Origin of the sequence: Lysinibacillus louembei (assembly GCF_033880585.1) — a bacterium.
Lineage (GTDB): Bacteria > Bacillota > Bacilli > Bacillales_A > Planococcaceae > Metasolibacillus > Metasolibacillus louembei.
Genome location: NZ_CP137624.1, coordinates 441,444 through 467,843, shown reverse-complemented (window position 1 = coordinate 467,843; position 26,400 = coordinate 441,444). Strand labels below are relative to the sequence as shown.

The window sequence follows — 26,400 nt, the reverse complement described above, 5'->3', positions numbered from 1 at the left end:
AGTGGGTGGGGGTTCACCTCCCACTGATTGTTAGCTTTCATCCCTTATTGAAGGTCAGTGTATGTGAAGGAGAAGTGTCACAACGGCCTTCTCTTCATTTTTGAATTAATATGAAATCGCAATTTTAGGAGGATTTTTTAGCATGAAATTTTTTATTGATACAGCAAACTTTGATGAAATTAAAGAAGCGTACTCTTGGGGGATTTTATCTGGCGTAACAACGAACCCATCGCTTGTAGCAAAAGAGCCAGGTGTAAACTTCCATGATCGCTTAAAGGAAATTGCAGAGCTTGTTGAGGGCTCGGTTTCAGGTGAGGTTATTTCTTTAGATGCTGAAGGCATGATTAAAGAAGGGGAAGAGCTAGCTGCAATTCATCCGAATATTACAGTGAAGCTACCTATGACACCAGAAGGCTTAAAGGCATGTAAGCATTTCTCAGAAAAAGGGATTAAAACAAACGTTACATTAATTTTCAGTGCGAACCAAGCTTTAATGGCAGCTCGCGCAGGCGCTACTTACGTTTCTCCATTCCTTGGACGTTTAGATGATATCGGTCATAATGGCGTAGAGTTAATTTCTACAATTGCAGATATTTTCACAATTCACGATATTAAAACAGAAATCATTGCTGCATCAATCCGTCACCCACAACATATTACAGACGCAGCTCTAGCTGGTGCTCATATTTCAACAACACCATTTAACGTATTACAGCAATTATTTAACCATCCATTAACAGCAAAAGGAATCGAAGGTTTTTTAGCGGACTGGTCAAAGCGCCAAGGACAATAATGAGCCATTCTTTTTAAGGGAGAATCGTTATGGATGTTTATAAAATTACAGGACAACGACGTTTAAAAGGTACAGTGAAAGTTAGTGGAGCCAAAAATAGTGCGGTTGCTTTAATTCCAGCATCAATCCTAGCGAATTCTTCCGTAACAATTGAAGGAATCCCAGCGATTTCTGACGCATGGACATTAAAAGCTTTACTAGAGGAAATTGGTGGAGAAGTGTCATTTGAAGACGGGCAAATGACGATTGATCCAAGTAAAATGACGGCAATGCCTATGCCAAATGGCAATGTCAAAAAGCTACGTGCCTCTTATTACATGATGGGCGCAATGCTAGGTCGCTTTAAAAAAGCTGTTATCGGTTTACCAGGGGGCTGTTTTTTAGGTCCGCGTCCAATCGACCAGCATATTAAAGGCTTTGAAGCATTGGGGGCGACTGTGACGAATGAGCATGGTGCAATTTATTTGCGTGCGGATGAGCTAATCGGTGCGAAAATTTATTTAGATGTTGCAAGCGTAGGTGCAACAATTAATATTATGCTTGCTGCTGTGCGTGCAAAAGGGCGCACGGTGATTGAAAATGCGGCAAAAGAACCCGAAATTATCGATGTTGCGACATTATTGACGAATATGGGGGCAAAAATTAAAGGTGCCGGTACGAGCGTTATTCGCATTGACGGTGTAGAGGAATTACACGGGACGAAGCACACCATTATTCCTGATCGTATTGAAGCCTCAACGTTTATGATTATGGCCTCTGCTATTGGCGATGGTGTCACAATCGACAATGTGATTCCACTCCATGTAGAGTCATTAGTAGCGAAATTGCGAGAAATGGGCGTTAAAATAGAGACTGGGGAGGAAAGTATTTTTATACCGAAGCAAACGACAGATTTAACAGCAGTCGATATAAAAACACTTGTTTATCCTGGTATTGCTACAGACATTCAACAGCCGCTATCAGTTTTGCTAACGCAAGCAGTTGGCTCGTCGAAAGTAACGGATACAATATACTCTGCAAGATTCAAGCATATTGATGAGCTACGTAGAATGAATGCCAACGCAAAGGTAGAAGGAAATACAGCAATTATTCAAGGACCTACACAACTGCAAGGCTCAACGGTAACTGCGACAGATTTGCGCGCAGGTGCAGCATTAGTATTAGCAGGCTTAATTGCAGAAGGTGAAACAGAAATTCACGACATTTACCATATCGAGCGAGGCTACGGTGGCTTGATTGAAAAACTTTGTGCACTTGGAGCGGAAATTCGCCGTGAAACCATTGTACATACAAGCAAATAGCAATCAATGATTTAGAAAAATATGCAAGTATGATAGCAGGAGGATAAGGAAACATGGAACGCAGTTTATCAATGGAAGTAGTACGAGTAACAGAAACAGCAGCGATTGCATCTGCAAAATGGATGGGGCGAGGCGAAAAGGTCGCTGCCGATGATGCAGCTACAACAGCGATGCGTACAATGTTTGACACAATTCCAATGCATGCGACTGTTGTAATCGGGGAAGGCGAGATGGACGAAGCGCCGATGCTTTATATTGGTGAAGAGCTAGGCTTGCGTAACGGTGGTCCAGAAGTAGATATCGCTGTAGACCCATTAGAAGGTACAAACATCGTTGCAAAGGGTGCTAATGGTGCAATGACTGTATTAGCCATTGCAGACCGTGGCAACTTATTAAATGCACCAGACATGTATATGGATAAAATTGCTGTCGGTCCAGAAGCGGCAGGCAAAGTTGATATTAATGCCTCTGTCACATACAACTTGCTACAAGTTGCCAAGGCAAAAAATAAAGATATTTCAGACGTTGTAGCGACATTGCTAGATCGTCCACGTCACCAAGCGATTGTTGATGAAATTCGCGAAGCAGGTGCACGCATTAAATTCATTCAAGATGGAGATGTCGGTGCAGCAATTAATACAGCGTTTGATGAAACAGGTATCGATATAATGTTCGGTATCGGTGGCGCTCCAGAGGGTGTTATTTCAGCGGTTGCTTTAAAATGCCTAGGCGGTGACTTCCAAGCGAAGCTCGTACCTGAAGATGAGGAGCAGCTAGAACGTTGTAATAAAATGGGGATTGACGTGAATAAAGTATTATATATGGATGACTTAGTAAAAGGTGATGATGCAATTTTTGCAGCAACAGCTGTAACAGATTGTGAGCTTTTACGAGGCGTTCAATATAAAGGTGCGTATGCATTAACACATTCCGTTGTAATGCGTGCAAAATCAGGTACTGTACGATTCATTGAAGGTCGTCACAGCATCGAAAAAAAACCAACGTATTAAGCTTCTATAAAGTAGGGCTGAAGCGAATCGGCCCTACTCTTCTTAAGAAAGTCGACTAATCAATGATGATTAGCTTCAACGATTCTCCAATAAGTAAAATTTAAAAAGACTGGGGTCATCATATGGCATCACTTACAATTGCGCAATTAGAAAATATGACTTTAAAAGAGCTTTATGCTCTTGCGCGAGATTACAAAATTTCTTATTATAGCAAATTAACAAAAAAAGAATTAATTTTTGCGATTTTAAAAACACGCTCTGAACAAGAAGGCTTCTTCTTTATGGAAGGCGTACTTGAAATCGTTTCACAGGAAGGCTTTGGATTTTTACGTCCAATCAACTATTCTCCTTCTAAAGAAGATATTTATATTTCTGCCTCTCAAATTCGTCGCTTTGATTTACGAAATGGAGACAAAGTTTCAGGTAAGGTGCGTCCACCAAAAGAAAATGAACGCTATTATGGCTTATTGCAAGTAGACGCAGTGAATGGGGAAGACCCTGAAGTGGCAAAGGAGCGTGTGCATTTCCCGGCATTAACACCGCTCTATCCAGATCGCCATATTAAGCTTGAAACAACTTCTAAAAAGCTCTCTACACGTATCATGGATTTAATTGCACCTGTTGGCTTTGGTCAACGTGGTTTAATCGTTGCACCACCAAAAGCAGGGAAAACATCTTTACTTAAAGAAATCGCCAATGCCATTACAACAAATTATCCAGAGGCAGAACTTATCGTTCTATTAATTGATGAGCGTCCAGAGGAAGTAACGGATATTGAGCGCTCTGTCAAAGCAGATGTTGTTTCTTCTACATTTGATGAAGTACCTGAAAATCATGTCAAAGTAGCAGAAATCGTATTGGAACGCGCACGTCGCCTAGTAGAGCATAAGCGTGATGTCATTATTTTAATGGATTCTATTACTCGTTTAGCACGTGCCTATAACTTAGTTATCCCACCAAGCGGCCGTACGTTATCTGGTGGTATTGACCCAGCGGCATTCCACCGTCCAAAGCGCTTTTTTGGTTCGGCACGTAATATTGAAGAAGGTGGTAGCTTAACCATTTTAGCGACAGCCTTAGTTGATACAGGAAGCCGTATGGATGAAGTAATTTATGAGGAATTTAAAGGAACAGGGAACTTGGAGCTACATTTAGATCGTAGCTTAGCAGAGCGCCGTATTTTCCCTGCACTTGATATTCGTCGTTCAGGTACGCGTAAGGAAGAATTGCTTATCCCGAAAGAGCAGCTTGAAAAATTATGGGCAATTCGCAAAACGTTTAGCGATGCACCAGACTTTGCTGAAAAGTTTTTACGCAAGCTCCGCACAACGGAATCCAATGAGGAATTTTTCGAGAAGCTCAACCAAGATATGAAAAAAGCAACGAACGGTAAAGGGTTGCTCTAATCAAATAAAAGGAGGCGTCCGAAAAGTCATTTTGGGACGCCCCCTTTGCGATGAGGATGGTGACAATTTGCTCCTGCGGTTACTCGTCGCAGAAAAGCTCTATTGTGACCACCGCAGGAGCACAATTTTAATCAAAAATTGACTATGTAAAAAAGCGGAGCTGTTCAGAAAGTTCACTTTCTGGACGGCCCCGTTTTTTTATTCGCCATGTAAAAAGCGAGGAATTCTACTAAGCATACATGGTAGCACACTGACATGGTCTTCTTCAGAAAATATGACATACTGTGTGTTGATTTGTTTAGTAAGCTGCTTCATATATTCAGCAACTTGATTAGCACCTTCCAGCATATCAGGTAATTCATTCGCACCAATTGTAAGCAGTAGCTGAATGGACTGACTACCTTGCGATGTTCCAGCAAAGGAAGCTAGCTTGTTCAATAAATCATTGTCCCCCCACCAAACAGAAGGGCTACCAGCGACAATATGGCTAAATAAATGTGGCCTTGCACATAAAGTATAAAGTGTAAATAGCCCACCTAATGAATGACCTACAATAGCCTGTTTGTTCAGATTAATAGGCCATTCCTCTGCTACAGCAGGCATCAGCTCCTGCTCAAGAAAATCCAGAAAATCGTCAGCATGCCCATTTGCTGGCCATGCTGAGCCATCTGGACGAGGGTTTAGCTGACTTTCATGAACCTGTGGTGTGAAATCATAAAATCGACGTTCGAAATCAAAAGGCTCTCTGGAGGGATAGCCAATACCAATAACGATAATAGGCTCATAGCCCTTTGGCTTTCGTGTTTGCAATTTGACGGCTTCTGCCAGCGTTGCAAAAAGTGCATCCCCATCTAATACATAGATAACTGCGTAGCCCTCTGCTGGTGGCTCATCGGTTGGAGAAGCAATTAAAATACGATAGTCTAATTGTTTTTCAGAGGTCATCGCATATTCAAAGTAATTATTAGACATATAAGCGGTTGTCATCATTTTTGTCATGGCACTAAATACTCCAATACATCGTCAATTACCTTTTCATGTGCATGAAGCCCACCGTTGAGCCAATGGTCATCCCAAGTTTCATACACTTGTCCATTTTTGAATGCCGCTGTACTTTGCCAAATAGGGCTGTCCTTGAGCTCTTTTAAAAATTCATCCCCTAAATTGCCATCGTTAATTAAGAAAATATAGTCAGCATCTAGCTCAGGTAAAATTTCTAATGAAACCTCGAAAGCTCCATTTTTTACGAAATCGCTTAAAGTAAAGCCTAGTTCATGTGTTAACACATAGCCGCTAAAATATTCATCTGTCATAAAAAACATTCCTTTTGCGTTAAAGCGAATTAATGCTACTTTTTTATTCGCAGTTACAGCAGTTAGCTGCTCCTTTGCTGCATCGACTTTTTGTTGATAGTCCTGCACAGCTTGCTTCGCTGTATCTTGCTTATCTAACAGCTGCCCCATTACTTGAATCGTCCCAGCTATGTCGCTAGAAGCATTGTTAAATACATAGGTAGGGGCAATTTTAGCATATTGCTCATATGTGCCATTTTCCACATAAAATGAGTTGTTTAAAATAATTAAATCTGGTTTATAAGACATAAGTGCTTCAGGAGACGGTGCTCCATTCGCAAAGCTAATTTCAGGTACACCGTCCAGTTCATCCTGTAAATAAAGCGGTGGGTTTACTCCATTTGACCATTGCACAACAGGTTTGACACCTACAGCGAGCAAAGAATCCTCTAAAATAGGTGCAAATATTCTTGTAGGCTTTGCTGGCAGTGTGACATCATGCCCAAGCTCATCCTGTACTGTTAACGGATAAACAGCGCCTTCTGCTGATGTTGGTGGTGCTGCTTCTGTTTTTTCTGATTGTGCGTTACAGGCTGCTAACACACTAATCGTTAGCAACAAAAGTGTGAATATATACATTCGTTTGTTCATGTTATTCCAATTCTCCTTTTACTGATAATCATTCTCAAATGGAATTATAATTCAGCATTGGATAGGATACCATGGACAAAATCAGGGAAAGGATTTGGATTTTTCCCTGTTAGTATTAATAATGCTTCATCAAGCATTCGATGAATAGCAATTGCTGAATACTCAAACCAAGGATTGGATGGTAATACATCAACATGTCCATTGTGCACAGCCTTTAATTTTTTCCAGCTATCATTGTATTGTAATGTAAGCCAATAATGCCGTGTAGCTGCATCAGGGCAAATAATAAACAATAAACGGTCGGGGTTGATAGCGAGTAGCTGCTCAAGCGTTATTTGCTCATTACATGTTTTCTTTTGTGCATCAATTGGCTGAAGCTGTAAATCAGTAAAAAGAACATCCTGTATCCCTTGATTGCAATAGCAGTATAAATGATCCTCACATAATCGAAGAACTGCAAAAACATCATTACCTACTGCCTGTTGTATAGCTTGTCTCGCTTGCACTACTTTTTGCTCGTAGCTGTGAATAATGCACATATATTCCTTTTGTCGATTCACAATATGAGCAATTTCTAATAGCTGTTCCTGCCAATTGTTAGCTTGAATCTGCATATTTTGCACACCAATTTCCTCTAGCCAATTGATCATTGCAGGGGCCAGCTCCTTCTGAAAAAGATGGATATCTGGCTTAGCTTCTGCAAGCTTTCTAAAGTTGCCCTCTGACTCCTCATCAAAAATCGTTAAATGCACAGGCACTTTCTCTTGATAATGATTGTAATAATAAGGGCTCCACTTTGCATTTAACGGTGCAGCAACAGGTGTAATACCGAGCGCTAATAAATCTCCTGTAATAGCGACAGAAAATGTGGAAACACGTTGACGAGCTATTTTGCTATAAGCAGAGGGGGAAACACCAACCTCTTTTTTAAACTTGCGACTAAAATAAAATTCGTCATTATAGCCAACCTTTTTAGCAATGTCTCGCAGTAATAAATCGCCATCTCGTAATAGCTGTTTTGCATGTCCAATACGTAGCTCTGTCAAATAGTCCATAGCGCTTTGCCCATAAGCCTTTTTAAATGCCTCACTAAAATAACTAGCACTTAAGCCAGCAATTTCCGCTAAATATTCAATGGATAAGGGCTGATGGTGGTGCTGAATCATATATTGTCGAACATCTTTTAATGATATTGGCGTTGCCATATTGCAGAATCACCTCTTATTTGGGAAAATGAATTTAAATGAAAATTATTCTCAATTAATCGTATTGTATAAAAATTAATGAAGTATTTCAATGCTAGATAGCAATACAAGGGGGCAACGTCATGGATTATAAAACGCATATGCTGTTATGGGAGAATGCCTATGTAAAAATAAAGAAGATGGAGTATGTCAGCAATTCAGTAAAAGCTAGTAAGCGCATTATGCCACATAGTGCCTTTCTCATCATTGTGAAAGGGGAGATGGAGCTTTGTATTGGTCAAATTCCGTATCATATAACGCGTTTTAGTATATTTCACATAGGGAAATCAGAGCAACTGCAATATAAAGCAGCAAGCACTGTAAGCTATTACATGATTTATTATCAAGGTGATGTGATGTATGTGGATGCCTTACTTCAGCATTTATATATAAAATGTAGGCCTTTTCATACAACCTTTTCATGTATACCAAATAATCCAGTGGCAATTGAATCTTTAGTACAAAATATGTATAGCAAATGGCAGGAGGATTCCTCTCCAAATCATTTATTTGCCAAAGGAAGCTTTTATGAATTAGTTGCGCAAATTTTTCAGGAGCTAGCAACAGGAAAAGCTATAGTGCATGAGGTGGATTTAGCCGAGAGCGCTAAAATATATATAGAAAAAAATATAAATCAGCAAATAACAGTACAAAAGCTAGCTGATTTTTTAAATATTAGTACGCGTCATTTGCTGCGTATTTTTAAAGAGCGTTATGGAGAGGGACCGCAAAATTACTTACAGCAATATCGTTTGATGCTAGCACAGAAGTATTTGCAAGGTACCTCTTTAAGCATTAAAGAAATTTCATTGGCAATTGGCTATGAGGATGAATATTACTTTAGCCGAATGTTTAAAAAACAGCTACATATAACACCGAGTGAATACAGACTGAAATATCCAGTTAATATGTCCGATAAGTCTATTAATAATGAGAATCATTTTCAATATAATGATAATCAGCTTATGCAAGCTAAATTATTTGAGAATGGGAGCAATACGTTCATGTTAAAAAAATTAGCAACACCATTTTTATTCAGCTTAATTTTACTGTTAGCTGCCTGCGGAGCAGATGCAACAGAAAAATCAGAAGATACAGCGAAGGAAGAAGCGACAACAAGAGTAATTACAGATGATGCAGGGCGTGAAGTAGAAATACCAATTAAGCCAGAGCGAGTTGTGACAGATTGGTATTTAGGGCAAATGCTTGCGTTGGATGTTGTGCCAGTTGGTGCCGTTGTAGCGAATTTAGATTATGCCGCTTTTTTAAAGCAATATTATAAAGAGGGAGAAATTACGAATATCGGGACAGATGGCAGTGCTTCATTAGAAAAAATATTAGAGCTAAAGCCAGATTTAATTATTACATGGAATGCAGAGGATGTAGAAAAGTTTGAAAAAATTGCACCGACAATTGTCTTTTCTGAATCAGCCCATCAGTCGGCGGTAGATGAAGTGAAGGCAATGGGGGAATATTTAGGTCGCCAAGCTGAAGCAGAAAAGTTTGCGCAGGACTTTGAAAAGCGTATAGCAGCTGCTCGTGAAAAAATTTATGCGGCTATTCCTGAAGATGCAACATTTACGATTTTTGATGTATTTGAGAAAAATGCCACAGTTGTAGCGAATAATAGCGTATCGGGTGGACGTGCATTGTATCAAGTATTGGGCATGAAGCCACAGGAAAAAGTACAGGAGTTATTTGATACGAAGGAATCAAATAATGGTCGTTATGATATTTCCTACGAGGTAGTGGGTGACTATGTAGGAGATTACGTCTTTGTCATTAATTTCTTCAATCCAGAGGAGAATTTTCCTGCAACTTGGACGAATTTAGATGTAGTGAAAAATAATGAAACGCTTAATCTAGCGCCAGAATATTATTTTGCTTCTGACCCGCTTTCTGCATTGCATCAAGCAGAGGAAATGGCAGAAACGATTGTGCAAGCAGCAAAATCAGCGCAATAAAGTGAATGTAGTAGGGCTGTTCTGTATTAGGACAGCCCTTTAGCTTGATGAAAATAACATTGCATAAAATAAGAGAAATATAGTATATTTGATAACGATAATCATTATCAATAAAATGTATTTTACAACAAGGAGGTTGCATCAGTGCTATTAAAGCGATTTTTCTCTTACTACAAGCCTTATAAAGGGCTATTTATACTTGATTTTTCATGTGCTATTTTAGTTGCACTTATTGAGTTAGCTTTTCCGTTAGTTTTAAACAAGGTCATTGATGATATTTTACCTGATGGTGAATTGAAATGGATTTTAATGGTCAGTCTATTGTTATTTGGCTTATATATTTTAAATTCAATTTTCCATTTCATCGTTTCTTATTGGGGACATATGCTTGGAATTAATATTGAAACAGATATGCGTAAAGAAGCGTTTAGCCATGTACAAAAGCTATCGTTCCGCTATTTTGATAATAATAAAACAGGGCATCTTGTGTCGCGCTTAACAAATGACTTAATGGATATTGGAGAGCTTGCACATCATGGACCAGAGGATTTGTTCATTGCAGTCATGACGATTATTGGAGCATTTAGTGTCATGTTTTATATTGATCCTACCTTCACGATTTTAATATTCGTCCTTGTACCAATTATTTTAGTTTTGACAATTATTTTCGGAAAGCTAATGTCAAAAGCCTTTACCAGAATGTTCGGGGATATCGCAGATTTTAATGCACGTGTAGAGAATAACGTAAGCGGTATTCGTGTCGTACAAGCTTTCACAAATGAAGCACATGAAATTCAACGCTTTAAAGTAAATAATGAGCGATTCCGCATGACGAAGCTATTTTCTTATAAGGTAATGGCTTGGAATGAGGCGATTTCAGGTATTTTAACAAAAGTATTATCACTGTTCACACTGTTTTTAGGTGCATATTACGTTTTAAATGGTCATTTAACGAGCGGTGAGTTTGTCGCATTTATTTTACTGTCAGGCATTCTATTAAACCCAATTCATAAAATTAATATGTTTATTGAAAGCTATCCAAAAGGGATGGCAGGCTTTAAACGTTATATTGATTTTATTGAAACAGAGCCTGAAATTGCAGATCGTGTAAATGCGAAAGAGGTTAATCATGTAGAAGGTGAAGTTATTTTTGATAATGTTTCGTTTGGCTATACAGAGGATAAGCGAGCATTACACAATATTAATTTGACGGTTCGACCTGGTGAAACAGTTGCACTTGTCGGACCATCAGGAGCAGGGAAGTCGACAATTTGTAGTTTATTGCCACGCTTTTATGAGGTGAATGAGGGCTCAATTAAAATCGATGGTATCGATATTCGTGATATTAAGCTGCATTCCTTACGTTCACATATTGGCATTGTACAGCAGGATGTTTTCTTATTTGATGGTACCATTCGTGAAAATATTGCCTATGGAAATTTAAATGCAAGCGAGGAAGACATATGGCATGCGGCAAAGCGTGCACAGCTTGAAGAAGTTATTCGTGCACTGCCAGAAGGGATGGACACGCTTATTGGGGAGCGTGGTGTCAAGCTCTCTGGTGGTCAAAAGCAGCGCTTATCGATTGCGCGTATTTTCTTGAAAAACCCTAAAATTCTTATTTTAGATGAAGCAACATCTGCCCTAGATACAGAAACAGAAAAAGCAATTCAGGAAGCATTAAATGAGCTAGCGGTAGGGCGCACAACATTAGTTATTGCACACCGACTAGCTACGATTAAAGATGCAGACCGCATTGTCGTCGTATCGAAAAAAGGTATTGTGGAAGAAGGCACACATGAGGAGTTAATGAATAGTCAAAAAGTCTATTATGGTTTGTATACGGCACAATTTGGTTTACAGCTATAAAGCATAGGATTGTCTGACAAATGGTGTATTAAATCGCCTGTCAGATAATCCCTCAATGTAGAACAAATAGTAAAGGAGTTAATAACGATGACAGTCATTGAAATAGAGCATGTTGCAGTCGGTTACTCTTCAACGCGCATTGTAAATGATTTAAGTGTCAAAATACCGAAAGGAAAAATTTCTACAATTATCGGTCCAAATGGCTGTGGCAAGTCAACGTTACTGAAGGCTGTAGCACGCATACTTAGAGCACAGGATGGCGCAATTTATTTGGATGGCAAAGCGATATACCAATTAAAAACGAAAGAGGTTGCGAAAAGAATGGCTATTTTGCCTCAAACCGCAACAGCTCCAAACGGCTTAACCGTTTTTGAACTCGTATCCTATGGTCGCTTCCCGCATCAAACAGGCTTCGGGACACTCCAGAAAGAAGACTATGAATATATTCATTGGGCAATTGATGTCACAGGTTTACGTGAATTTTGTGATCGACCGATTGAAGCTTTATCGGGTGGGCAACGTCAGCGCGTGTGGATTGCAATGGCATTGGCACAAGGGACAGATATTCTTGTGTTAGATGAGCCAACAACCTATTTAGATTTAGCGCATCAGCTCGATATTCTTTTGTTATTGCAAAAGCTTAATGAAGAGGAAGGGCGTACCATTGTCATGGTTTTACATGACTTAAACCATGCCTCGCGCTTTTCTCATTTTATGGTGGCAATGAGGGACGGTGATTTAATTGTCAATGGTCACCCAAATGAAGTGATGACAAGGGAAAATCTACAAAAGGTTTTTCAAATTGATGCAGAAATGACCGTATGCCCTTATAGCTATAATCCAATTTGTCTGTCCTATCAATTGTATAAAAAACAGTAGAAATGAAATTCCGTTGTTCTCACAATGGATTGTTTTAAGGAGGAAGCACATGGCTATGTCAGCCGAAGGGCTTGAAAAATTACAGGAGCTACAAAGACGTTCCTATCCAATTCGTGCAATTGTAGCACTCATTATAGGGATTATAGGTTTAATGTTTGCAATTGGTTTATCTATATCTTTTGGTGCCGCAGATATTTCATTAGGTATGGTTTGGCAGGCTGTTTTTAATTTTTCCTCTGAATTAACAGAGCATCAAATTATTCGTGAAATTCGCTTGCCACGTGTGCTAGGAGCAGCGTTAGTAGGGTCCGCTTTTGCGGTAGCAGGAGCTATTATGCAAGGGATGACACGCAACCCTTTAGCTGATTCGGGATTATTAGGCTTAAATGCAGGAGCCGCATTTATGCTAGCTATCTGCTTTGCCTTTTTCCCAGGCTTACCTTACATGTATTTAATTATGTGGTCATTTGCAGGAGCAGGACTTGGCGTGGTCATTGTCTATGGCATCGGCTCACTATCTAAAGGTGGCTTAACGCCAATGCGTTTAGTGTTAGCAGGAGCGGCAGTTAGCGCACTCTTAGGCGCATTAGGAGAAGGGATTGCATTACATTATCGAATAGGGCAAGATTTAGCATTTTGGTATGCTGGCGGCGTTTCGGGTACGAAATGGAGCCACTTGCAAATTTTATCTCCATGGCTGCTTGCTGCGATGATAGGTGCACTGATTCTATCGCGTTCGATTACACTGCTTAGCTTAGGTGAGGAGATAGCGATTGGACTTGGGCAACGTACAGGTGTCATTAAAATATGGGGAATGATTATTGTTTTAATTTTAGCAGGAGCTGCTGTTTCGGTAGTGGGAGCGGTAGGCTTTGTCGGGTTGATTGTACCACATTTAACAAGATACATAGTTGGACATGATTATCGCTGGATTATTTCCTGTTCTTTAGTGTATGGCGCATTGCTTGTCGTGTTAGCGGACTTTATTGCACGCAATATCAATGCTCCATACGAAGCGCCAATTGGAGCGTTGATTGCCTTTATCGGAGTTCCATTCTTCCTATATTTAGCTCGTAAAGGAGGAAAAGAGCTGTGAATAATCGCTTCTTAACAGCAAATCAACAAAAGATGAAAAGAAAAAACTTTATCATTTTAGGAACGTTAGTTGTACTTATTTTAATTACTTTTGTCATTAGCATGAACACAGGTGTTATTAAGCTGACACCACTGGAAGTAATTCGCACATTGTTTGGGCAAGGTGATGCTCAACAGCAATTAATTTTATTTGAATTCAGACTACCGCGCATTGTGATAGCAGTTTTAGTAGGAATGGGCTTAGCCGTTTCAGGAGCTGTTTTACAAGGCATTTCAAGAAATGCCTTAGCAGACCCGGGTATTTTAGGGATTAATGCAGGTGCAGGACTAGCAGTTATGCTGTTTATTTCCTTTTTTCCATCAACAAAGGCTGCACCAGTATACTTGCTACCAGTATTAGCTTTTATAGGCTCTGGCTTAACGGCGATTATTATTTATACGTTGTCCTATAAACGTCATGAGGGGATTACACCGATGCGCCTTATTTTAACAGGGGTTGCAGTAGCAGCGGGAATTAGCTCAGCAATGATTGTTTTAACACTGCGATTAACGCCGGAAAATTATCAATTTGTTGCAACATGGCTGGCGGGGAGCATTTGGGGCTCAAATTGGCGCTTTGTTCTATCTTTACTGCCTTGGCTCATCGTCTTGCTACCATTTGTCTATGCCAAATCTCGCGTATTAAATATTTTAAATTTAGGTGAAATAACGGCAGTAGGTTTAGGTGCTTCCATTGAAAAAGAGCGTCGATGGCTACTAGCAGCATCTGTTGGACTAGCGGGTGCAAGTGTTTCGGTAAGCGGGGGTATCGGATTTGTTGGGTTAGTTGCACCGCATTTAGCGCGACAGCTTGTTGGAGCAAAGCATCAATTTTTACTGCCTGCTTCGGCACTCTTAGGTGGGTTATTAGTGTTACTTGCGGATACGATTGGTCGTTCAATTTTAGAGCCATCTGAAATTCCAGCGGGCATTGTTGTCGCTGTTTTAGGTGCACCATATTTTCTGTATTTATTGGCTCGTTTAAAGGAATAAAACTACAAGAAATGGGGAGTTTAGTATATGACGCAAGAAATGTATGATGTAACGATTGTTGGCGGTGGACCAGCAGGGCTGTTTACCGCATTTTATAGTGGAATGCGCGATTTAAAAACAAAAATTATTGAGTGCAGTGACCAATTAGGTGGGCGTGTATTAATTTTCCCTGAAAAAATGATTTGGGACATTGGCGGCATGCCACCGATTTTAGGTGGACAGTTAATTAAACAATTAATTGAGCAGGCCAAGACATTTGACCCAACAATTGTGCTTAATCAAAAAGTAGAGCATTTACAAAGGCAAGCGGATGGTACATTTATTTTAACTTCTGCCACAGGTGAAAAGCATTACTCAAAGACAGTTATTTTAGCTGTTGGCTATGGTGTACTGTCATTGCAAAAGCTTGAAATAGAAGGGGCAGATAAATACGAGGTAACAAATTTACATTATACCGTGCAGGAGCTGGAAGTGTTTCGAAATAAACATGTGCTCATTTCAGGTGGAGGGAATTCGGCTGTCGATTGGGCCAATGAATTAGCACCGATTGCTTCAAGTGTGACCGTTGTACATCGACGAGATGAGTTCGGTGGGCATGAACGAAATGTTGTGATGATGCGTGAAACAGCAAATGTAAAAACGCCATATGAAGTTGTGCAGCTTCATGGAGATGGCGATTTAATTCAAGCTGTTTCGATTGCACATAAGGAAACAGGAGAAATTGAGCGACTTGAGATCGATGCTGTTGTTGTTAGCCACGGCTTGAAATGTGATTATGGAGCGCTTGAAAAATGGGGCTTACATATTGAGGATAGCAATGCCATTGTCGATGAGAAACGTGCAACAAATATTGAAGGTATATATGGAGCAGGTGATTTTGTTAGTCATCCAAGCAAGGTACACTATATAGCAGGCGCATTTGCTGATGCGATTTTAGCATTAAATAGTGCGAAGCTATATATAGAGCCAGATGCGCCGAAAGCAGCCTATGTTTCATCACATAATATCCGTTTTAAGGAGCTTAATAAAAGCATTGGCTTAGAGGATAACGACTACCGTGAGGTGCGCAGTTAAAATTTTTTACTTGAAATTACTCAAAAATCTATGCTATAATCCATAGGTATGCAACGTGCACATATGTAGCCGACATATTCGGGCTATGTAAGGTGCAGTTCGATAATACTCTGTTCCAGATGGTTCAGGGCGAGAGGAGAAAACGAATATGAAACAAGGAATTCACCCAGATTACAAAACTGCAACAGTAACTTGCTCTTGCGGTAACTCATTCCAAACTGGTTCTGTAAAAGAATCAATCGTTGTCGAGTTCTGTAACGAATGTCACCCATTCTACACAGGTCGTCAAAAATTCGCGTCTGCTGACGGACGTGTTGATCGTTTCAACAAAAAATACGGTCTTAACAAATAATATTTTGAAGATGCCTGCCAGGTTTTTGTCTGGCAGGCATTTTTTGAGAGATAAAATGATTATTAGGTGGAGGAGAAAATGGCGCAATTATTTTTTAAACATGGTGCGATGAACAGCGGAAAATCGATTGAGATTTTAAAAGTGGCTCATAATTATGAGGAGCAAAATAAGCCGGTGCTTATTTTTACGTCTGGTCTTGATACGCGTGACGAAGTAGGTGTTGTATCAAGCCGTATCGGTTTACGAAGCCCTGCCATTGCTGTTTTTAATGACACAAACATTTATGAACACGTAAAAAAACAGGACGTAAAGCCATATTGTATATTAATTGACGAAGTGCAATTTTTAACGAAGGAACATGTGTTACAGCTAACGCAAATTGTTGATGAATTAAATATCCCTGTTATGGGCTTTGGCTTAAAAAATGATTTTCAAAACGAATTATTTGAAGGCAGCCGCTACATGCTGATTTATGCAGATAAAATTGAAGAGATGAAAACAATTTGCTGGTTCTGCCATAAAAAAGCGACAATGAATTTGCGCGTGGATGATAATGGCAAACCTGTTTACACAGGCGACCAAATTCAAATTGGCGGCAATGACTCCTACTATCCAGTATGCAGAAAATGCCACAGCAACCCACCACTTTAAAAATGTAGCAAGAGCAACATAATTTCTTTATACTTAGTAAAGATAAAGTGAAACTTCAATCAGTGGGTTTTCCTCATTCCCCACTGATTGTTAGTTGAACCAATCGGGCTTTTACGGACAGTTATCGCCCACCTATCCTTTTTGTTTTTCTCTAGTCTTGAGGTGGGCGTCTTACTGTCCGTTAATGCGGGATAAATAATAGGACTAAAATTACAGAGGTGAAAAATATCATGTTTGATCGTCTACAAGCAGTTGAAGATCGTTATGAAAGATTAAATGAGCTATTAAGTGATCCAGACGTAGTAAGTGATAGTAAAAAGCTACGTGATTACTCAAAGGAACAATCGGACATTCAAGAAATGGTCGATGTTTATCGTGAATATAAAGCTGTCAAAGAGCAGCTTGCAGATGCACGTGAAATGTTAGAAATTGAAAAAGACCCAGATATGCTAGAAATGGTTAAGGAAGAATTCCATGAATTAAACGATCAAATTCCTGATTTAGAAGAACGTCTTCGCATTTTATTAATTCCGAAAGATCCGAATGATTCTAAAAACGTTATTATGGAAATTCGTGGTGCCGCTGGTGGAGACGAAGCGAATATTTTTGCGGGTGATTTATTCCGCATGTATTCTCGCTATGCAGAAACACAAGGCTGGAAAATTGATATTATGGAAGCAACACCAAATGCGATGGGTGGTTATAAAGAGGTTATCTTTATGATTAACGGTCAAGGTGCCTATTCTAAATTTAAATTTGAAAATGGTGCACATCGTGTTCAACGTGTTCCTGCCACAGAATCACAAGGACGAATTCACACATCAACAGCAACAGTTGCGTGTTTACCAGAGGTAGAAGAAGTAGACGTAGAAATTCATGAAAAAGATATTCGTGTGGATACATTCGCATCGTCTGGTGCTGGTGGTCAGTCCGTTAATACGACGATGTCTGCTGTGCGTATGACACATATTCCAACAGGTGTTGTTGTATCGATGCAGGATGAGCGTTCACAAATTAAAAACCGTGAAAAGGCAATGAAAATTTTACGTGCACGTGTAGCGGATATGTATATGCAAGAAGCGCAGGCAGAAGTAGATGCAACACGTAAATCTGCTGTAGGTACAGGTGACCGTTCAGAGCGTATTCGCACATATAACTATCCACAAAATCGTGTAACAGATCATCGCATTGGCTTAACAATTCAAAAACTCGACCAAATTATTGAAGGCAAATTAGATGAAGTGATTGATGCGCTTATTTTAGAAGAGCAGGCATCGAAATTAGCTCGATTAAATGAAGATGCATAATAAAGTATTTGAAGTCCTGCAACGGGCTTCTTCTTTTTTAAGTGCTAACGGTCGAGAGGAAACAGCAGCACGCTTATTATTACAGCATGTACTGCAAACAAATTATTCGGGGCTAATGCTGCAAATGCAAGAGCAGATGACGGAGGAGCAGCTAGCTCTATTTGAGGAAATGCTGCAAATGCACGTAGAAGGCAAGCCGATTCAATATATTACAGGTATCGAGGAATTTTATGGACGTACCTTTCAAGTGGATGAGTCCGTGTTAATTCCACGCCCAGAGACAGAGGAATTAATTGTCGGTGCAATGGCGCATATTCATAAGCTGTTTGGCAAGGAGGCATCTATTAAACTAGCAGATATCGGCACAGGTAGCGGAGCAATTGCTGTCACGATGAAGCTTGAATGTCCAAAGCTTGCTGTAACAGCAACAGATATTTCAGCAGAGGCACTAGCTACAGCGAGGAAAAATGCAGCACAATTACATGCTGAAATTGATTTTCGCTTAGGGGATTTAACTGAGCCAATCGCATGTGAGAAATGGGATGTCGTATTAAGCAATCCGCCATATATCGCCTTTCAAGAAGCGGAGCAAATGTCGGATGTTGTGCTTGAGCATGAGCCCCACACAGCGCTTTTTGCAGAAGAGGATGGACTTATTTTGTATCGTAAACTAGCGGAGCAATTGCCAGAATTAATGAACACGAAAGCTTTAATTGGTGTGGAAATCGGTTATACACAAGGACAAGCAGTAGCTAGCTTCTTCCAGCAACATTTTCCACAGGCGATGGTAGAAATCGTTAAAGATATTAATGGAAAAGATCGAATGGTTTTTTGTGTAATTGATGAATAAAATGAATTTTCCTTGTCTATGCTAACAGGCAAGGAGGGATTTATATGTTAGAAGATTATAATATTGCTAGAAAGCCATCACGTGTTTTTATGATTTTCCGTTATGTTTGCTATGCATTAATTAGTTATATACTATTTGTAGCCGTACCGCATTTCGTAGATTTTGGTGAAGGCTGGCATGAGCAAAAAGAAGCGAGCCCATTGCTATTTAGAGTTGTGGCAAATAGTAATTTACAAGAGGATCAGCAATTGAAGCAAGAAATTGTGCAAGCAGTACAGCCGATTTTTGAGCAAATGGCTGAGACACAGCAAACAGAATTGATAGTAGCAGATTTACAGAAAGTATTAGAGAAAAACTATGCACAATACGGTGTGCATATCTCAATTGGGGATAACTTAATTCCACCTAAATATGAATTTGCTAGCTTTTATCCACAAAATTTCTATCAATCTGTTGTGTTAACAATAGGGAAGGCACGAGGAGATAACTGGTTTTGCTCAGCTTTTCCAAAAACATGTGAAAAACCAGAGGAACGAAAAGAAGAGAAGCGCAAATTTGTCATTTATGAATGGTTAAAACGAAAGTTATCCTAAATTTACTCACAGGTCGGCATAACTTATACACAATTAACGATAAGTTATCAACAATATGTGTATAACTATGATAAAAATAGCGAAATAAAAGGCGGTGACAATATGGAGACGAAATATTTAATTGTGGATAAAAATGTGGATAGTTCGAGCGTTTATACACAAGCTGTGGATTTTTTAAATAGTGGTGAAGTTGTAGCATTTCCAACAGAAACGGTATACGGGCTAGGTGCTGTTGCAACAGATGAGGAAGCGGTACAAAAAATATTCACTGCGAAAGGGCGACCATCCGATAATCCGTTAATAGTCCATCTTCATAATAAGGAGCAAGCGAAGGAATATGTAACAGCTATATCTGAAGTAGCACAAAAATGTATGGATGCATTTTGGCCAGGTCCACTAACACTTATTATAGAAGCGAAGCCAAATGTTTTTGCCGCAAATGTACAAGCGGGCTTATCTACAGTTGGTTTACGCGTACCTAACCATCCTGTTGCATTACGTTTATTGGAAGAAATCAAAAAGCCGTTAGCAGCACCAAGTGCGAATCGAAGTGGTAAACCGTCACCGACAAAGGCAGAGCACGTAGCAGAAGATATGACAAATCGCATTGCCTGTATTTTAGATGGTGGAATAACAGGCGTTGGCTTAGAATCAACAGTGCTAGATGTCACTGTCACACCACCTGTCATACTACGTCCAGGTGGAGTAACGAAGGAAATGCTAGAAAAAGTAATCGGAACAGTTATTCAACCGACAAACAATGAGCAGGAAAGTGCAGAGGCACCGAAAGCACCTGGTATGAAGTACACACACTATGCACCTGAAGCACCTGTTGTACTAATCGAGCCTACAATTGAAAAAGTGCAACAAGCAATTGAGCAGCTACAGGCAGAGGGCCATCGTGTTGCATTACTAGCATCAGAAAGCTTTGCAGAGAGCAAGGCAAATTATTTCTTTACATACGGTAAGGACGGCAACGTTAAGGAAATGAGCGTAGCGCTTTATGATGCGTTACGTGCATGTGATAAAACGGATGCAACGATTATTTTGGCAACAACAACTGCACATGTTGGTGTAGGTGTGGCGATCATGAACCGCTTAGAAAAAGCAGCGGGCGGTGCCTGGCACACAAACAATTCTGAAAATTAAAGACAATTCCCAAGCTATCGAGGTGGCTTGGGTTTTTCTTTTAATTAAGTTCTTGCTACCAATTTGTCCACATACAAATAGAGTGAAAGCAACGTGTGTAGCTTTCAAGATTAATGAATGATGGAGGCATGGCGTTGCAGGAAATAATTGTCGGCATTATTTTAGCGCTAGACGTTGTGGCATTGTATATTTTATTGCCAGCTGTTTCACAACGCTTTTTACTATCTGTTTGGACGGCTTTTTGGCATATGCTTTTTCCGCTTTTAGGGTTTAAATTAGGGAGTTGGGTTAGTATTTTTATGGCAGAATGGGCATCCTACCTTTCTGCAATTTTATTATTTTGCATAGCACTTCAATTACTTTTATCATCTAAAAATCAACATGTCCCGCAACTTGCCTTGCCAATTTTAGCGATTATGGCGAGCATTGATAGCTTTTCAGCAAGCGTTTCTTTTGGTATGCTAAATTTAGAAAAGTATTTATTTATATTGAGTGCTGGAGTTGGTACTTTTTTGCTATCCTATATAGCGCTAATTGTTGCAAAGACGTCAATTTTCAACAGTCAAATTTTTAAAATGATAGCAGGTATATTATTGTTAATCATTAGTGTTGTGATACTTTTGAATTAAGTATTTTTGGAAGAGTGGGAGAAAGATGAATATTTATTTTGTTTGTACAGGGAATACTTGCAGAAGTCCGATGGCGGAAGCAATTTTGAAGGCGAAGCAACTCCCGAATGTTTCGATCCGTTCAGCAGGTATTTATGCGCTTGAAGGGGGCGAAATGTCGGTAAATGCACAGCGTGTTTTAAATGATGAAAATATTCCTCATAGCCATACTTCTCGTCAAGTAACAGGTGAGGATATTGAATGGGCAGACGTAATTTTAACGATGACCACAGCGCATAAGGAGCTATTACTTCATAGCTTTGAAGCTGCTGCACAAAAAACGTATACGTTGAAGGAATATGTTACGCCATATACAGCACTAGACGTGTCTGACCCATTTGGCGGAGACTTGCATACGTATAAGCAAACATTTTATGAGTTACAGCATTTAATTGAAGAATTAGTGCAAAAACAAGAAGGGGGCACAAATAGTGAATAATGAAAAACGTTTTAATTTACGCAAAAAGTTAGTGTTATTTGTAGGGATTTTGGCCTTTGTTACATATTCTACTAGTTTTGTATTTATTGAGTTTATCCATCCGATGTTTTTCGAATCGATTAATAGTAAAATTTTCCAAATAAGTACATACATAGCGGGGATCGTTTGGTCTTGTATTTTAGCGGCAATTTTTAGCATTATTTTAGTCCGTCCGCTACAATCATTGGAGCAGGCTGCATCAAGGGTAGCTGAAGGGAAAATAGGGCAAGATGTTACAATGCCAAAAACAAATGATGAGATTCGTGCAGTAGCAGAGGCGTTTCAGCATATGCTAGTTAATTTACGTGGCATGGTAGATGGAATTGAAAATAACTACAATATTACGAATTCCACAATTAACGAGCTATCTGAGCTGACAACTGCATCCTCACGCAAAGCGAATGATGTAACACAAACAGTGGGACATATTTCAGAGGGTGCACAAACTTCAGCTGTATCTGTTCAGGAAATGGCAGAGGCACTTGTCGATGTTCGTCAATTGGCACTTGATGTGAATATACATGCAACAAATTCTGCAGATGGCTCCAAGCAAATGCTAAATAATTTAGAAGCAACAAAAGGAGCCATTCAAAGTCTTGTAACAAGTATTCAACAAATTGCACAAGGAAATAAGGAAGCGCTAGGTAATATTCAAGAGCTAGAAAAAAATGCGGAGCAAATTGAGCAAATAATCGGACTAGTTGGCGATATTGCAGCACAAACGAATTTACTTGCATTAAATGCGTCAATTGAAGCAGCGAGAGCTGGAGAGCATGGGAAAGGCTTTGCTGTTGTTGCAGAGGAAGTTCGTATTTTAGCAGACGAAAGTGCGAAGGCAGTACAAGGAATTACAGGCATTATTCAAGCAATGCAGCAAAATGTAGAGCTTGTTGTGAAGCAGATGAATGGGCAAGTTGCATTCGCTACACAAGAATCAGCACGTGTATCTGAAACGACAGCAACAGTTGATAGTATGGTACAAAATGTGGAGGAAGTTGCACATGCCGTAGTAGATATTTCTTCATTAACACAGCAGCAGCTAGGCAGCATTGAGTTAACGGCACAGCAGTCGCAAGAGGTTGCCGCAATTGCAGAGGAAACATCTGCTGGGGCACAGGAAGTTCGCGTGATTACAGAGGAGCAAGCAATGGAAATTGAACAGACGCAAAGCTTATGTGAAAATCTTCAGCTGCAATCAAATGAATTATATAAAGTAATTGCTCGATTTGATCGCTCAAACAACGCACAATAAAAAAGCATTACAGAGAGGAAACTCAAACAGCCTAACTAAGTTGTTCGAGTTTTCTTTTTAATATTTTTTTAGAAGAGCCCTTTCTTTGTAGGGCGTAATTGAGAGAGATTTCTAATAAATATAAGCATATGCTTAATCATAAGAAATTTCTGTAAATTTTCCAAATACGAATATCAAGAAGATAATCAGTATAGAAAAAGAATAAAAAATGAACTTTTAAGCATAATAATTATACAATGTTCGTGTTTTGTTAAAAAACTTTCATTATTCTAGTTGAAAAGAATGTTTTTCTGCTGGAATAAATGGTACACTATTGGTGAATATATCGTGAAAAGAGGGAGCTTCGTTGAAAATTGCAATTTCTTCTGACCATGGCGGTAATAATTTACGCCGTGAAATTATGTCTCTGTTAGATGACTTAGGCATTAGCTATGAAGATTTCGGTCCACAATCTGATGAATCTGTTGATTATCCAGACTATGCAAAGCCTGTTTCTGAAGGTGTTGCGTCTGGAAAATTTGAACGAGGCATTTTAATTTGCGGTACAGGGATTGGCATGTCAATCGCAGCAAACAAAGTAAAAGGAATTCGTTGCGCTTTAGTGCATGACGTATTTTCTGCAAAAGCGACACGCTGTCATAATGATTCCAATGTATTAGCAATGGGCGAACGCGTTATTGGACCAGGTCTAGCGCGTGAAATCGTAGCAACTTGGCTAAGCACTGAATTTGAAGGTGGACGTCATACACGCCGCGTAGAAAAGCTTTCAGAGCTGGAAGTGTAATAAATGACAAATGTGAGTAATTTACAGACAACGCTATCAACATTGTTAAGTGACTTAGAGCAGCAAGTAGTGTTCCAGCCAGAGCAATTATTTGTTGTTGGTTGCTCGACATCTGAGGTAATCGGTGAGACCATCGGAACAGCAGGGGCGATGGATGTAGCGACAGCAATTTATACGGAGCTACAAAAGTTTGCTGAACGCCATCAATTATATTTAGCTTTCCAAGGCTGTGAGCATATTAATCGTGCTTTAACACTTGAATATGCAGCCGCACAAAAATATCAGCTAGAGCCTGTACACGTTGTTCCAGTAAAAACAGCAGGTGGCTCGATGTCAGCTTACGCTTACACGCAAATGCACAAGCCAGTTGTCGTGGAAAATGTACAAGCACATGCAGGTATTGATATTGGTCAAACATTAATAGGCATGCACTTAAAAGCAGTAGCAGTTCCAATCCGCACATCAGTGAAAACACTAGGTGAAGCAGTCGTAACAGTAGCAACGACACGCCCGAAACTAATTGGCGGCGTGCGTGCACAATATGAATAATTTACTTTTGGGAGGAATTTTACATGGCATTTGAAAAGTTAGCAGCACAGGACAAGGCAGTACTAGATGGTATTTTAGCAGAGAAAAAGCGTCAGCAAGCGAACATCGAACTAATCGCATCTGAAAATTTCGTATCAGAAGCTGTAATGGAAGCTCAAGGCTCTGTATTAACGAATAAATATGCAGAAGGCTACCCAGGCAAACGCTACTATGGTGGCTGTGAGCATGTCGATGTAGTAGAAGATATCGCACGCGATCGCATTAAAGAGCTATTCGGTGCTGAATACGCAAACGTACAGCCACACTCTGGTGCGCAAGCAAATATGGCTGTGTATCATACAATTTTAGAGCCAGGCGATACAGTGCTTGGTATGAATCTTTCACATGGCGGTCACTTAACGCATGGCTCACCAGTAAACTTCTCTGGTATTTTATATAATTTCGTAGAGTACGGTGTAACGAAAGATACACACGTAATCGATTACGAAGATGTTCGTCAAAAGGCTTTAGAGCATAAACCGAAATTAATCGTTGCAGGTGCATCTGCATATCCACGCGAAATTGACTTCAAAAAATTCCGTGAAATCGCAGACGAAATCGGTGCATACTTCATGGTAGATATGGCGCATATTGCAGGCTTAGTTGCAGCAGGTGAGCACCAATCACCAGTACCATATGCTGACTTCGTAACATCTACAACGCACAAAACATTACGTGGTCCACGCGGTGGTTTAATTTTAGCTTCAAAGGAATGGGAGCAAAAATTAAATAAGTCGGTATTCCCAGGAATTCAAGGTGGTCCATTAATGCATGTTATCGCAGCGAAAGCAGTAGCATTCGGCGAAGCATTACAACCAGAATTCAAGGAATATGCAAAGCAAGTTAAAGCAAACGCACGCGTATTAGCAGAAACATTAATCGCTGAAGGTGTAGAAATCGTTTCTAACGGTACGGACAACCATATCGTACTATTAAATGTAAAATCTCTTGGTTTAACAGGTAAAGTAGCAGAGCATGCATTAGATGCAGTCGGTATCACAACAAATAAAAATACAATTCCTTATGACACTGAATCACCATTTGTGACATCAGGTATTCGTATCGGTACACCTGCTGTTACATCACGTGGCTTCAAAGAGGAAGACGTGAAAGAGGTAGGCCTAATCATTGCATCTGTCTTAAAAAATGTTGAAGATGCAGCTGTACAAGAGGAAGCTAAAGCACGTGTAAAAGCGTTAACAGATAAATTCCCATTATATGCTTAATGAAAGAAGAGCAACGACAATCATTGTCGCTGCTCTTTTTGGTAGTCGCTGATATATTTAAAAGAAACGCCGATATGTTATAAAAATCGCCGATAAACAATCCAAACCCGCCGATATCATGTTCTACAACACAGCATAGGCTTTTTTTGTTATACTTATTTAGAAAAAGTGAAACTTCATTAATTATAAGCTAATGAAGGATAAACAATAGTTAGGAGAGAGCCGCCATGAGCAAAGTATATGTATTCGATCATCCATTAATTCAACACAAATTAACGTATATTCGTGACAAAAACACAGGAACGAAGGAATTTCGTGAGCTTGTTGACGAAGTAGCAACATTAATGGCATTTGAAATTACGCGTGAAATGCCACTAGAAGAAATTGAAGTAGAAACGCCTGTTACAACAGCAAAATCAAAAGTTTTATCAGGTAAAAAGCTAGCTATTGTGCCAATTTTGCGTGCAGGAATCGGCATGGTAGATGGCGTTTTAAATTTAATCCCAGCTGCAAAAGTAGGGCATATTGGATTATATCGTGACCCTGAAACATTAAAGCCGATTGAATATTATGCGAAGCTACCAGCAGATGTTGAGGAGCGCGATTTCATTATTGTTGACCCGATGCTAGCAACTGGTGGCTCTGCAGTAGAAGCCATTAATTCTTTGAAAAAGCGCGGTGCGAAAAATATTAAATTTATGTGCTTAATTGCGGCTCCAGAAGGGGTAGAGGCAATTCAAAAAGTACATGGCGATGTAGATATTTATATTGCAGCATTGGATGAAAAATTAAATGATCATGGCTATATTGTACCTGGATTAGGTGATGCGGGAGACCGTTTATTCGGTACAAAATAAAATTGAAGGGGTTGTCTGAAAAGAAATTTTGAGAC

At 39.6% G+C, this 26,400-nt stretch carries 26 protein-coding genes; 23 read left to right on the top strand and 3 right to left on the bottom strand.

Features of this window, described 5'->3' with window-relative positions; genetic code table 11:
- The first annotated feature begins 142 nt into the window (after positions 1-142).
- The 4 genes from fsa to rho all read left to right on the top strand — a co-directional run bounded on the left by fsa (position 143) and on the right by rho (position 4,510).
- Positions 143-793 (top strand): fructose-6-phosphate aldolase, encoded by a 651-nt coding sequence (gene fsa / locus R6U77_RS02260; protein ID WP_319837258.1) that lies wholly within the window; start codon positions 143-145, stop codon positions 791-793.
- 29 nt (positions 794-822) lie between these two features.
- The gene (locus tag R6U77_RS02255; protein ID WP_293921477.1) at positions 823-2,094 is read left to right on the top strand and encodes a UDP-N-acetylglucosamine 1-carboxyvinyltransferase; all 1,272 of its coding nucleotides are present in this window, start codon (positions 823-825) and stop codon (positions 2,092-2,094) included.
- A 53-nt stretch (positions 2,095-2,147) separates the two neighbouring features.
- Positions 2,148-3,104: a class II fructose-bisphosphatase gene (gene glpX / locus R6U77_RS02250; protein ID WP_293921479.1), complete on the top strand. Its 957-nt coding sequence runs from the start codon at positions 2,148-2,150 to the stop codon at positions 3,102-3,104.
- 122 nt (positions 3,105-3,226) lie between these two features.
- Entirely contained in the window at positions 3,227-4,510 is a 1,284-nt protein-coding gene (rho, locus tag R6U77_RS02245; protein ID WP_293921481.1) for a transcription termination factor Rho, read from the top strand.
- Positions 4,511-4,708: 198 nt separating this feature from the next.
- Here the strand turns inward: rho and R6U77_RS02240 are convergent, their stop codons facing one another.
- The 3 genes from R6U77_RS02240 to R6U77_RS02230 are packed head-to-tail and all read right to left on the bottom strand — an operon-like array spanning position 4,709 to position 7,658.
- The gene (locus R6U77_RS02240; RefSeq protein WP_319837257.1) at positions 4,709-5,509 is read right to left on the bottom strand and encodes an alpha/beta hydrolase; all 801 of its coding nucleotides are present in this window, start codon (positions 5,507-5,509) and stop codon (positions 4,709-4,711) included.
- On the bottom strand, positions 5,506-6,453 hold the full coding sequence (locus tag R6U77_RS02235; protein ID WP_319837256.1) for an ABC transporter substrate-binding protein: 948 nt from the start codon (positions 6,451-6,453) through the stop codon (positions 5,506-5,508). Before R6U77_RS02235 ends, R6U77_RS02240 begins: the two co-directional genes overlap by 4 nt.
- A gap of 44 nt (positions 6,454-6,497) precedes the next feature.
- Entirely contained in the window at positions 6,498-7,658 is a 1,161-nt protein-coding gene (locus R6U77_RS02230; RefSeq protein ID WP_319837255.1) for an AraC family transcriptional regulator, read from the bottom strand.
- A 122-nt stretch (positions 7,659-7,780) separates the two neighbouring features.
- Between R6U77_RS02230 and R6U77_RS02225 the strand changes: the two genes are divergently transcribed.
- The 19 genes from R6U77_RS02225 (at position 7,781) to upp (ending at position 26,365) form a co-directional block, all read left to right on the top strand.
- Positions 7,781-9,661, top strand: coding sequence for an AraC family transcriptional regulator (locus R6U77_RS02225; RefSeq protein WP_319837254.1), 1,881 nt, complete (start codon positions 7,781-7,783; stop codon positions 9,659-9,661).
- A gap of 144 nt (positions 9,662-9,805) precedes the next feature.
- A complete protein-coding gene (locus R6U77_RS02220; protein WP_319837253.1) occupies positions 9,806-11,530 on the top strand; it encodes an ABC transporter ATP-binding protein in 1,725 nt (574 codons plus the stop codon).
- An 87-nt stretch (positions 11,531-11,617) separates the two neighbouring features.
- Entirely contained in the window at positions 11,618-12,409 is a 792-nt protein-coding gene (locus tag R6U77_RS02215) for an ABC transporter ATP-binding protein (RefSeq protein ID WP_319837252.1), read from the top strand.
- Between the two features lie 49 nt (positions 12,410-12,458).
- Positions 12,459-13,505, top strand: a complete 1,047-nt coding sequence (locus tag R6U77_RS02210; RefSeq protein WP_319837251.1) for a FecCD family ABC transporter permease — start codon at positions 12,459-12,461, stop codon at positions 13,503-13,505.
- Positions 13,502-14,536 carry a FecCD family ABC transporter permease gene (locus R6U77_RS02205; protein ID WP_319837250.1) on the top strand — a complete coding sequence of 345 codons (1,035 nt, stop codon included), beginning with the start codon at positions 13,502-13,504 and terminating at the stop codon, positions 14,534-14,536. Before R6U77_RS02210 ends, R6U77_RS02205 begins: the two co-directional genes overlap by 4 nt.
- 27 nt (positions 14,537-14,563) lie before the next feature.
- Positions 14,564-15,610 (top strand): NAD(P)/FAD-dependent oxidoreductase, encoded by a 1,047-nt coding sequence (locus R6U77_RS02200; RefSeq protein WP_319837249.1) that lies wholly within the window; start codon positions 14,564-14,566, stop codon positions 15,608-15,610.
- A 148-nt stretch (positions 15,611-15,758) separates the two neighbouring features.
- On the top strand, positions 15,759-15,962 hold the full coding sequence (gene rpmE / locus R6U77_RS02195) for a 50S ribosomal protein L31 (RefSeq protein WP_042470850.1): 204 nt from the start codon (positions 15,759-15,761) through the stop codon (positions 15,960-15,962).
- Positions 15,963-16,040: 78 nt separating this feature from the next.
- A complete protein-coding gene (locus R6U77_RS02190; protein ID WP_293921495.1) occupies positions 16,041-16,613 on the top strand; it encodes a thymidine kinase in 573 nt (190 codons plus the stop codon).
- A gap of 230 nt (positions 16,614-16,843) precedes the next feature.
- Positions 16,844-17,920 (top strand): peptide chain release factor 1, encoded by a 1,077-nt coding sequence (gene prfA / locus R6U77_RS02185; RefSeq protein WP_293921497.1) that lies wholly within the window; start codon positions 16,844-16,846, stop codon positions 17,918-17,920.
- Positions 17,907-18,770, top strand: a complete 864-nt coding sequence (prmC, locus tag R6U77_RS02180) for a peptide chain release factor N(5)-glutamine methyltransferase (protein WP_319837248.1) — start codon at positions 17,907-17,909, stop codon at positions 18,768-18,770. The genes prfA and prmC overlap by 14 nt, the downstream gene beginning before the upstream one ends.
- 44 nt (positions 18,771-18,814) lie before the next feature.
- Entirely contained in the window at positions 18,815-19,363 is a 549-nt protein-coding gene (locus R6U77_RS02175) for a stage II sporulation protein R (protein WP_319837247.1), read from the top strand.
- A gap of 102 nt (positions 19,364-19,465) precedes the next feature.
- Complete coding sequence (locus R6U77_RS02170; RefSeq protein ID WP_319837246.1) at positions 19,466-20,512, top strand: L-threonylcarbamoyladenylate synthase; 1,047 nt, start codon at positions 19,466-19,468, stop codon at positions 20,510-20,512.
- Between the two features lie 134 nt (positions 20,513-20,646).
- Positions 20,647-21,141, top strand: a complete 495-nt coding sequence (locus tag R6U77_RS02165) for a manganese efflux pump (protein WP_293921503.1) — start codon at positions 20,647-20,649, stop codon at positions 21,139-21,141.
- Positions 21,142-21,166: 25 nt separating this feature from the next.
- Positions 21,167-21,619: a low molecular weight protein arginine phosphatase gene (locus R6U77_RS02160; protein ID WP_319837245.1), complete on the top strand. Its 453-nt coding sequence runs from the start codon at positions 21,167-21,169 to the stop codon at positions 21,617-21,619.
- Positions 21,612-22,910: a methyl-accepting chemotaxis protein gene (locus tag R6U77_RS02155; RefSeq protein WP_293921506.1), complete on the top strand. Its 1,299-nt coding sequence runs from the start codon at positions 21,612-21,614 to the stop codon at positions 22,908-22,910. The genes R6U77_RS02160 and R6U77_RS02155 overlap by 8 nt, the downstream gene beginning before the upstream one ends.
- Before the next feature lie 346 nt (positions 22,911-23,256).
- Positions 23,257-23,694, top strand: a complete 438-nt coding sequence (gene rpiB, locus R6U77_RS02150) for a ribose 5-phosphate isomerase B (protein ID WP_293921508.1) — start codon at positions 23,257-23,259, stop codon at positions 23,692-23,694.
- Positions 23,695-23,697: 3 nt separating this feature from the next.
- A complete protein-coding gene (locus R6U77_RS02145) occupies positions 23,698-24,243 on the top strand; it encodes a TIGR01440 family protein (protein WP_319837244.1) in 546 nt (181 codons plus the stop codon).
- Between the two features lie 23 nt (positions 24,244-24,266).
- On the top strand, positions 24,267-25,508 hold the full coding sequence (gene glyA, locus R6U77_RS02140; protein ID WP_293921512.1) for a serine hydroxymethyltransferase: 1,242 nt from the start codon (positions 24,267-24,269) through the stop codon (positions 25,506-25,508).
- 227 nt (positions 25,509-25,735) lie between these two features.
- Positions 25,736-26,365: a uracil phosphoribosyltransferase gene (gene upp, locus R6U77_RS02135; protein WP_293921514.1), complete on the top strand. Its 630-nt coding sequence runs from the start codon at positions 25,736-25,738 to the stop codon at positions 26,363-26,365.
- The last annotated feature ends 35 nt before the right edge of the window (positions 26,366-26,400 follow it).

Bases quoted from the DNA above. Each gene is read 5' to 3' on its own strand.
- fsa (WP_319837258.1), top strand. From the start codon at position 143: ATGAAATTTTTTATTGATACAGCAAACTTTGATGAAATTAAAGAAGCG.
- R6U77_RS02255 (WP_293921477.1), top strand. From the start codon at position 823: ATGGATGTTTATAAAATTACAGGACAACGACGTTTAAAAGGTACAGTG.
- glpX (WP_293921479.1), top strand. From the start codon at position 2,148: ATGGAACGCAGTTTATCAATGGAAGTAGTACGAGTAACAGAAACAGCA.
- rho (WP_293921481.1), top strand. From the start codon at position 3,227: ATGGCATCACTTACAATTGCGCAATTAGAAAATATGACTTTAAAAGAG.
- R6U77_RS02240 (WP_319837257.1), bottom strand. From the start codon at position 5,509: ATGACAAAAATGATGACAACCGCTTATATGTCTAATAATTACTTTGAA.
- R6U77_RS02235 (WP_319837256.1), bottom strand. From the start codon at position 6,453: ATGAACAAACGAATGTATATATTCACACTTTTGTTGCTAACGATTAGT.
- R6U77_RS02230 (WP_319837255.1), bottom strand. From the start codon at position 7,658: ATGGCAACGCCAATATCATTAAAAGATGTTCGACAATATATGATTCAG.
- R6U77_RS02225 (WP_319837254.1), top strand. From the start codon at position 7,781: ATGGATTATAAAACGCATATGCTGTTATGGGAGAATGCCTATGTAAAA.
- R6U77_RS02215 (WP_319837252.1), top strand. From the start codon at position 11,618: ATGACAGTCATTGAAATAGAGCATGTTGCAGTCGGTTACTCTTCAACG.
- R6U77_RS02210 (WP_319837251.1), top strand. From the start codon at position 12,459: ATGGCTATGTCAGCCGAAGGGCTTGAAAAATTACAGGAGCTACAAAGA.
- R6U77_RS02200 (WP_319837249.1), top strand. From the start codon at position 14,564: ATGACGCAAGAAATGTATGATGTAACGATTGTTGGCGGTGGACCAGCA.
- rpmE (WP_042470850.1), top strand. From the start codon at position 15,759: ATGAAACAAGGAATTCACCCAGATTACAAAACTGCAACAGTAACTTGC.
- R6U77_RS02190 (WP_293921495.1), top strand. From the start codon at position 16,041: ATGGCGCAATTATTTTTTAAACATGGTGCGATGAACAGCGGAAAATCG.
- prfA (WP_293921497.1), top strand. From the start codon at position 16,844: ATGTTTGATCGTCTACAAGCAGTTGAAGATCGTTATGAAAGATTAAAT.
- prmC (WP_319837248.1), top strand. From the start codon at position 17,907: ATGAAGATGCATAATAAAGTATTTGAAGTCCTGCAACGGGCTTCTTCT.
- R6U77_RS02175 (WP_319837247.1), top strand. From the start codon at position 18,815: ATGTTAGAAGATTATAATATTGCTAGAAAGCCATCACGTGTTTTTATG.
- R6U77_RS02170 (WP_319837246.1), top strand. From the start codon at position 19,466: ATGGAGACGAAATATTTAATTGTGGATAAAAATGTGGATAGTTCGAGC.
- R6U77_RS02160 (WP_319837245.1), top strand. From the start codon at position 21,167: ATGAATATTTATTTTGTTTGTACAGGGAATACTTGCAGAAGTCCGATG.
- R6U77_RS02145 (WP_319837244.1), top strand. From the start codon at position 23,698: ATGACAAATGTGAGTAATTTACAGACAACGCTATCAACATTGTTAAGT.
- glyA (WP_293921512.1), top strand. From the start codon at position 24,267: ATGGCATTTGAAAAGTTAGCAGCACAGGACAAGGCAGTACTAGATGGT.
- upp (WP_293921514.1), top strand. From the start codon at position 25,736: ATGAGCAAAGTATATGTATTCGATCATCCATTAATTCAACACAAATTA.